At 68.8% G+C, this 6,953-nt stretch carries 7 protein-coding genes and 1 pseudogene; 4 read left to right on the plus strand and 4 right to left on the minus strand.

Features of this window, described 5'->3' with window-relative positions; genetic code table 11:
* Both V6M46_RS09400 and V6M46_RS09405 read right to left on the minus strand, forming a co-directional pair.
* Positions 1 to 461, minus strand: a pseudogene (locus V6M46_RS09400) (dihydrodipicolinate reductase); the annotation flags it as partial.
* A 38-nt stretch (positions 462 to 499) separates the two neighbouring features.
* The gene (locus V6M46_RS09405) at positions 500 to 1,285 is read right to left on the minus strand and encodes an SDR family NAD(P)-dependent oxidoreductase (RefSeq protein WP_332664126.1); all 786 of its coding nucleotides are present in this window, start codon (positions 1,283 to 1,285) and stop codon (positions 500 to 502) included.
* Between the two features lie 81 nt (positions 1,286 to 1,366).
* Here V6M46_RS09405 and V6M46_RS09410 point away from each other — a divergent pair, with 81 nt between their 5' ends.
* From V6M46_RS09410 to V6M46_RS09425, 4 genes are read left to right on the plus strand one after another with little or no spacing between them, the layout of a single operon-like run.
* Positions 1,367 to 2,443, plus strand: a complete 1,077-nt coding sequence (locus V6M46_RS09410; protein WP_332664129.1) for a DUF1214 domain-containing protein — start codon at positions 1,367 to 1,369, stop codon at positions 2,441 to 2,443.
* Entirely contained in the window at positions 2,440 to 3,609 is a 1,170-nt protein-coding gene (locus V6M46_RS09415; protein WP_332664131.1) for a sulfotransferase family protein, read from the plus strand. Before V6M46_RS09410 ends, V6M46_RS09415 begins: the two co-directional genes overlap by 4 nt.
* Positions 3,606 to 4,382, plus strand: coding sequence for an SDR family oxidoreductase (locus tag V6M46_RS09420; protein ID WP_332664134.1), 777 nt, complete (start codon positions 3,606 to 3,608; stop codon positions 4,380 to 4,382). Before V6M46_RS09415 ends, V6M46_RS09420 begins: the two co-directional genes overlap by 4 nt.
* Positions 4,379 to 4,840 carry an SRPBCC domain-containing protein gene (locus tag V6M46_RS09425; protein ID WP_332664136.1) on the plus strand — a complete coding sequence of 154 codons (462 nt, stop codon included), beginning with the start codon at positions 4,379 to 4,381 and terminating at the stop codon, positions 4,838 to 4,840. The genes V6M46_RS09420 and V6M46_RS09425 overlap by 4 nt, the downstream gene beginning before the upstream one ends.
* An 85-nt stretch (positions 4,841 to 4,925) precedes the next feature.
* On the opposite strand, the gene V6M46_RS09430 is transcribed toward V6M46_RS09425, so the two are convergent.
* Together V6M46_RS09430 and V6M46_RS09435 are read right to left on the minus strand one after the other, a co-directional pair.
* Positions 4,926 to 6,494 (minus strand): succinic semialdehyde dehydrogenase, encoded by a 1,569-nt coding sequence (locus V6M46_RS09430; RefSeq protein WP_332664138.1) that lies wholly within the window; start codon positions 6,492 to 6,494, stop codon positions 4,926 to 4,928.
* On the minus strand, positions 6,491 to 6,953 hold a 463-nt coding region (locus tag V6M46_RS09435; RefSeq protein ID WP_332664141.1), incomplete at its 5' end, for a GMC family oxidoreductase. The genes V6M46_RS09435 and V6M46_RS09430, both read right to left, overlap by 4 nt.

Below are 6,953 nucleotides of genomic sequence, written 5' to 3' on the forward strand. Positions count from 1 at the left end.
CCGCTGACGAGGACCGGCAGGATGTCGTTGCCCCAGCCGGGATCGATGCCGGAGACGAACAGCGAGCCGCCGCCGTCGGCGATCGCGGTCGTCGCCCGGTCGCGGAACTCAGGAGGTGCGGACGCCGGGTCGTACATCCCGTAGAGCGACGGCGTCACGACGACGACGCCGAGACGGAGGGCCTTGACGATGTCGGCCAGGGCGTCGTCGGGCCGGATCTCGCCGGAGGCCGCGTAGACCAAGGCGTCGATGCCCTCGAGAGTGCCGTCGATGTCCTGGGTCGCGGCGACCCCGAGCGTACGGTCGAGATCACCGAGGTCTCCGGCGTCGCGGCCCAGCTTGTCGGGGTTGTGGACGATCACGGCGGTCAGCTCGAGATCGGGATGGGCGTCGACGGCGCGGATCGCGGCGCGTCCCACGTTGCCGGTGCCCCACACGGCCGTACGAATCTGGTCACTCATGGAGCAAACCTAGAACGTGTTTCAGTTCTTGGAAAGGGTCAGACCGTGTAGCCACCGTCGACGTCGAGCTTCTGGCCCGTGATGAACCCGGCCCGGCTCGAGGCCAGGAAGCAGACTGCCTCCGCGATGTCGGCCGCGTTGCCGAAGCGGCGCAGCGGGATGTTGGCGCGGGTGATCGCCAGCGCCTCGTCGTCGAGCTCGCCCGAGCCGATCAGCCGCGCGGCCATGCCGTCGGTCAGCATCCCCGGTCCCACCGCGTTGACCCGTACGCCGAAGCGTCCTTCCTCGGCAGCGAGTCCGCGTACGACCTGCTCCACGGCGCCCTTGGGAGCCGACGACAAGCCATCACGCACCGGGAACCGGGCGGTCGCAGCCGTGGTGACCGCGATGATCGAGCCCTTTGTGTGCCGCAGCAGCGGCAGGGCCGGCTGCGCCAGGTTGAAGAAGCCCGCGGCGTCCTGCGTGAGCTGCTGGGCGAAGTCCGCAGGCGAGACGTTCGAGAGGTGCACCATCGGGACGTGCGGGCCGGCCGCGTAGACCAGCGTGTGCAGGCCCCCGTAGATGTCGACGACGTCCGCCAGGACCGCGGCGCACTCGTCGGCCGACGTCACGTCCAGGCCGTGGGCGGATGACCGTACGCCGAGGTCAACTGCAGCTGCGGCGACGGCGCCGCCGGCCTCGGCGTTGCCGCGGAACGTCACGGCGACGTCACTGCCGCGAGCGGCCAGCATCCGGGCGATCTCGGCGCCCAGCCCGCCGCTGCCGCCGACCACCAGGGCAGCGCCGGTCGCCCCGGCGAAGTCTGTCGAAAGGTCGTTGCTCATGAGGTGCCGAACTCTACCGAGCGGTTGTCCAATGTGTGGGAAACTGGTAGAACGTGTTCTAGATTTCTCCCTGGAGGTGGCATGACGGACGGGGCTGCGGGGGTTTCCTCCGGGCAGGCATGGACCGACTTCTGCCGAGCCTTGGAGCAGGCGGGCGAGGTCATCCTGCGCGACACCGCGCCCGACACGCCGCTCGATCGGGCCGAGGGCTATCGCTACCTGACCCGGCTGCTCCGCGAGATGTTGTACACGACGATCGAGAACTCCGATCCCGACTTCCCCCGGCTGCACGAGCTCGACCGGGTCAAGCTCGGCGCCGACAACCCCGACAACGTCTACCTGTCCGCGAACATCCGCGGCGACCGGACCTACCGGATCACCGGCACCCGGGGCACGATCGCGTACTTCAGCATCGGCTCCAAGGCCAACCGGTATGCGATCGACGGCACGATGGCGTCGACCGGCGAGCTCTCGGACCGTGACCTCGTCGTCGAGCCCGACGGCACCGTCGAGATCATCGCCAGCGCCACGCCGCACGACAAGAACTGGCTGCCACTCGCGCCGGACTCGACCGGCCTCGTGGTCCGCCAGACATACCTCGACCGGACGACCGAGGTGCCCGGCCAGTGGCGCATCGAACGGATCGGTGAGCCGGTCGAGCGCAAGGAGCTGGACCCGGCACACTTCGCCAAGGCGCTCGCGACGGCCGCCTTCTCGCTGCACGGCACCGCGGCCCTGTTCGCCAGCTGGACCGAGATGTTCATGGCGCGCCCCAACGAGATGCCGGACTTCGGGCAGGAGATGTTCCAGAAGGCCGGCGGCGATCCGGAGATCTTCTACCTGCACGGCTACTGGACGCTCGAGCCCGGGCAGGCCTGGGTCATCGAGACCGACGTGCCGGACTGCCCCTACTGGAACTTCCAGCTCGACAACTGGTGGATGGAGTCGCTCGACCACGAGCGCCGGATCACCGTCAACAAGCACACCGCAGAGCTCGACGACGGCCGGCTCACGATCGTCGTCGCCGACCGGGATCCGGGCTGGGGCAACTGGATCGACACGTGCGGCCACACGAGCGGCACGGCGCTGCTGCGCTGGCTCGGCGCCGATCACCACCCCCTGCCGAAATGCGCCGTGATCGACCTGGAGGCTCCATGACCACCGCCGAGACCGCCCGCGTGCTCGACGTCGACGGGCTGCTCGCCGCCGCCCGCGACAAGACCGGGCTCAGCAGCTTCGGCGACGACTGGTTCGTCGAGCCGCTCGAGGTCCTCACGACGGCGCTCGTCGAGGAGGCGAAGCTGTCCGAGCTGGGGCTGGACCTGACCCACCGGCGCCTCGTCGCCTCGCTGGCCGACCGCCTGCGGCTCAAGCAACTGCAGGCGGAGAACCCGGAGATCCTCGACGAGGAGGTGACGGTCGCCGCCGAGATCTGCGGCCTGCCGCGCACGGGCTCGACCCTCCTGCACCGGCTCCTGGCATCGTCGCCAGAGGTCACCTCGACGTTGTCGTGGGAGACGTCGTACCCCTTGCCGTTCCCCGGCGAAGGGCCGGACGCCGAGCTGCGCAAGAAGCGCGCCCGCGATCGCTACGAGATGTTCCTCGAGATGGCCCCGGACTTCGGCGACATCCACACGATCGAGTGGGACGGCCCCGAGGAGGACGTCATCCTGCTCGACCGCACGTTCACCTCGATGAGCTACGACTCGTTCTACTGGGTCCCGACGTATGGCATCTGGCTCCGCGAGTTCGACCAGGCGCCGGCGTACCGAGACCTCAAGGAGTGGCTGCAGGTCCTGCAGTGGCAGAGCCCGGACCGCGACGGCCAACCGTGGATCCTCAAGTCGCCGCACCACCTCACGGCGGTGGACACGGTCCTCGACACGTTCCCCGGCTGCAAGATCGTGATGACCCATCGTTCGCCGACCAAGGCCGTGCCGTCGTACGCCTCGATGGTCTGCGCGATCTCGGGGCAGTACAGCGACGAGGTCGACCCGAAGGCGGTCGGGCCCTACTGGCGCGACCGGTTCGTGGCGGCCCTGCAGGGGTTCGCCGACGTGCGGGCCGCGCGACCGGACCGGTTCGTCGACGTCACGTTCCAGGACACGGTCTCTGACCCGGTCGGGACCGCGACGAAGGTCATGGGCGAGCTGGGGCTGCCGGCGGACCGGGACGCGCTGGAGGCGTACATGGCCCGCAACCAGGAGCAGCGGCACGGCTCTCACACGTACACGGCCGAGGACTTCGGCCTGTCCGAGGCGGAGCTCGAGCGGGACTTCGCGTTCTATCAGACTCATCTGCAAGGAAGTGGGCTCGCATCATGATCCTCAAGGACGAGGTCGTCATCGTCTCCGGCGTCGGAGCGGGGCTCGGCGCGAAGCTGGCCGCCCGCGCGGCGGCCGAGGGCGCGAAGGTCGTGCTGGCGGCCAGGTCCGACCAGGTCACCGGTCAGGTCGTCAAGGAGATCACCGAGGCCGGCGGCGAAGCGGTCGCGGTGCTGTGCGACGTACGAAAGACCGAGGATGTCGAACGCGTCGCGGCGACCGCGGTCGAGCGGTTCGGCACGGTCACCGGCCTGGTCAACACGGCGTACTCGCACCCCGGCTTCACCGACCTGCTCGAGACGCCGGACAAGCAGCTCCGCCGGGCGATGGACGTCATCCTGTTCGGCGCGCTGGAGATGACCCGCGCCGTGGTGCCGCACATGACTGACGGCGGCTCGATCGTCAACGTCGGCACGATGTCGACCCGCAAGCCGATGCGTGGCGAGGGCGGCTATGCGATGGCCAAGGCCGCGATGGGTTGCGCCTCGCAGTACCTGGCGCTGGAGCTCGGTGGGCGGGGGATCCGGGTCAACCAGGCGATCCTCGGCTGGCTCGACGGCCCGGGCGTGCGGTTCTACCTGACCATGACGGCCGACGAGAAGGGGATCACGGAGCAGGACGTCTACGACGACATCGCCTCTCGCAACCCGCTCAACCGGATCCCGCCGGACGAGGCCTGCGCCGGGGCGATCCTCTACCTGCTGTCGAGCCTCGCCTCCGAGGTGACCGGCGCGGTGCTCGACGTCAACGGCGGGGAGTACATGCCGGCATGAGCCACGTCGTGACGTCGGTGACGGTCGAGATCGAGGCGCCGGCGGCGTTCGTGTGGGACGTGCTCGTCGACTATCCGCGCTATCCGGAGTGGAATCCGTACACCGTCGCAGCGGAGACCTCGCTCGGCATCGGCGAGCGGATCGACCTGACGCTGCCGAACCCCGACGGCTCGGACGGCACGTTCGTCAATCGCGAGTTCATCCGCGTCGTCGACCCGCCGCACCACCTGCGCTACGACACGGGTGAGGAGATGGAGGGGATCTTCGCGATCCGGGACCAGTACATCGCTGAGCTCGGTCCCGACCGCTGCGCGTACTACACGACGGACACGCTGAGCGGCGAGCACTCCGGGCTGGTCATGGAGCTCAACGGCGACTGGATCAAGGCCGGCTTCGACTCGGTGGCTCATGCGCTGAAGGCTCGCGCAGAGGCCCTCCACGCGCAAGCGGTGACCTAGCGTCCACCCGAGCTCGCCACGTGGACGCTGATGCACCGCCGCACGATCGGCGTGGACGCTAAGTCACCGCCCGGGGGTAGGCGCCTCAGCGAAGCCGGGTCTTGCGCATCAGCTTGAGCGACATCTGGGTCTGCTTGGCGTAGGCCTCGTACGTCTGACCGGGCCTCGGCTCCATGACCTGCTTCTTGAGCAGCGCGATGTTCTGCGCGTCGGTGTACTTCAGCAGGCCCTGGTCGCCGTGACGGGCGCCGACGCCGGACTGCTTGAGCCCACCCGACGGCGACCCCTTCGAGGCGTACGCCGTCGCGAGGATGTCGTTGACGTTGACGTTGCCCGAGTCGATGCGACGAGCCACCGCCAGTGCGCGTGTGGTGTCGGTGCTCCAGACGCTGGCGTTGAGGCCGTACTCGGTGTCGTTGGCGAGCGCGATCGCCTCGTCCTCGGTACGGAAGCGATACAGGCCGACGACGGGGCCGAAGGTCTCGGTCGAGCCCGCGAGCATGTCCTTGGTGACGCCTTCGAGGATCGTCGGCTCGTAGAACGCCGGTCCGAGGTCGGGTCTCGCCTGCCCGCCGGTCAGCACGGTCGCGCCCTTCGCCTTCGCGTCCTCGACGTGCGTGGCGACGCGGTCGCGGTGGTCGACAGAGACCAGCGAGCCGATGTCGGGCCCGAAGTCGTACGTGGCGCCGACCTTCATGGCTTCGGTCGCCGCGACGAACTTGTCGCGGAACTCGTCGTAGATCGAGTCATGCACGTACAGCCGCTCGATGTGCATGCAGATCTGGCCGGAGTTGCCGAACCCGCCGAACAGGGCCGCGTGCACGGCCTCGTCGACGTTGGCGTCCTCGAGGACGAGCATGGGGTTCTTGCCGCCGAGCTCGAGGCAGGCGCCGATCAGGTGCTTGCCGGCGAGCTCGCCGATGATGCGCCCGGTCGCCGTCGAGCCGGTGAACATGACGTAGTCGGCGTTCTCGAGCATCGGCCCGCCGACGTCAGGGCCCTCGCCGCAGACGACCTGCACAAGTCCCTTCGGCATGCCGGCCTGCTCCAGCAGGCGTACGCCGAACAGGGGGGAGAGCGCGGTCTTGTTGTCGGGCTTGACCACGACGCCGTTGCCGGCGATCAGCGCCGGGATGGTGTCGGAGATGCCGGTCGCGAACGGGAAGTTCCACGGCGCGATGATCGCGACGACGCCCTTGGGCCGGCGCACCTCGGTCGAGTGCGAGAGCACCGGCACGGGACCTGCGTGCTTGCGGTCCTTGAGCACCGACGGTGCGCGCTTGATGTAGTGGCTGGCGCCCATCGGCACGTCGCACGACTCCTCGAACGCCATCCGCCGGTTCTTCCCGCTCTCGGCCTGGATGAGGTCGGTGATGAGGAACTGGTTCTTGATGACGAGCGCGTGGAACCTCTTGAGCACCTTGAGCCGCTTCCGCAGCGACCAGGAGCTCCACACCCTCTGGGCGGCTCGGGCGGTGTCGAACGCCTGCGCAATGTCACTCGGGGAGGACTGCGGCAGCTCGACCAGCAGGTCGCCGGTGTAGACCTCGGTCAGCTTCCAGGTGTTGCCGGTGCTCCCGGGGACCCGTGTGACCAGGCTGTCGAGGAACTCCGACGTGAGGCTCGCGGGCCGTTGAGTCGTGTTCGTGGTCATCCCAGCACCAGCTCCGCACACTTGTCGCCGATCATGATCGACGGCGCGTTGGTGTTGCCGCCGATGATGGACGGCATGATCGAGGCGTCGGCGACCCGGAGGCCGTCGATACCGCGCACCCGCAGGTCGGGGCCGACGACAGCGCGGTCGTCGACGCCCATCCGGCAGGTGCCGACACCGTGGTAGACCGTGGTGGCCCGGTTGAGGATCTCGGACTTCAGACCCTCGGAGTCGATCGCCTTGCCGGGGTGCAGCTCGGACGTGACGTTGCCACCGAACGCCGCCGACTCCATGATCTCGCGGATGATCTCGACGCCCTCGAACAGCACCTGACGGTCACCGGCCTCAGCCAGGTAGTTCATGTCGATCAGCGGCGCAGCGTTCGGGTCGCTCGAGGCGAGCCGCACGGTGCCGCGGCTGCGCGGATAGATGAGCGTCGACATCACGGTCAGCGCCCGC

The organism is Aeromicrobium sp. (assembly GCF_036676885.1).
GTDB lineage: Bacteria > Actinomycetota > Actinomycetes > Propionibacteriales > Nocardioidaceae > Aeromicrobium.

Excerpts from the sequence above, each read along its gene's own strand:
- V6M46_RS09405 (WP_332664126.1), bottom strand. The coding sequence starts at position 1,285 with ATGAGCAACGACCTTTCGACAGACTTCGCCGGGGCGACCGGCGCTGCC.
- V6M46_RS09410 (WP_332664129.1), top strand. The coding sequence starts at position 1,367 with ATGACGGACGGGGCTGCGGGGGTTTCCTCCGGGCAGGCATGGACCGAC.
- V6M46_RS09415 (WP_332664131.1), top strand. The coding sequence starts at position 2,440 with ATGACCACCGCCGAGACCGCCCGCGTGCTCGACGTCGACGGGCTGCTC.
- V6M46_RS09420 (WP_332664134.1), top strand. The coding sequence starts at position 3,606 with ATGATCCTCAAGGACGAGGTCGTCATCGTCTCCGGCGTCGGAGCGGGG.
- V6M46_RS09425 (WP_332664136.1), top strand. The coding sequence starts at position 4,379 with ATGAGCCACGTCGTGACGTCGGTGACGGTCGAGATCGAGGCGCCGGCG.
- V6M46_RS09430 (WP_332664138.1), bottom strand. The coding sequence starts at position 6,494 with ATGACCACGAACACGACTCAACGGCCCGCGAGCCTCACGTCGGAGTTC.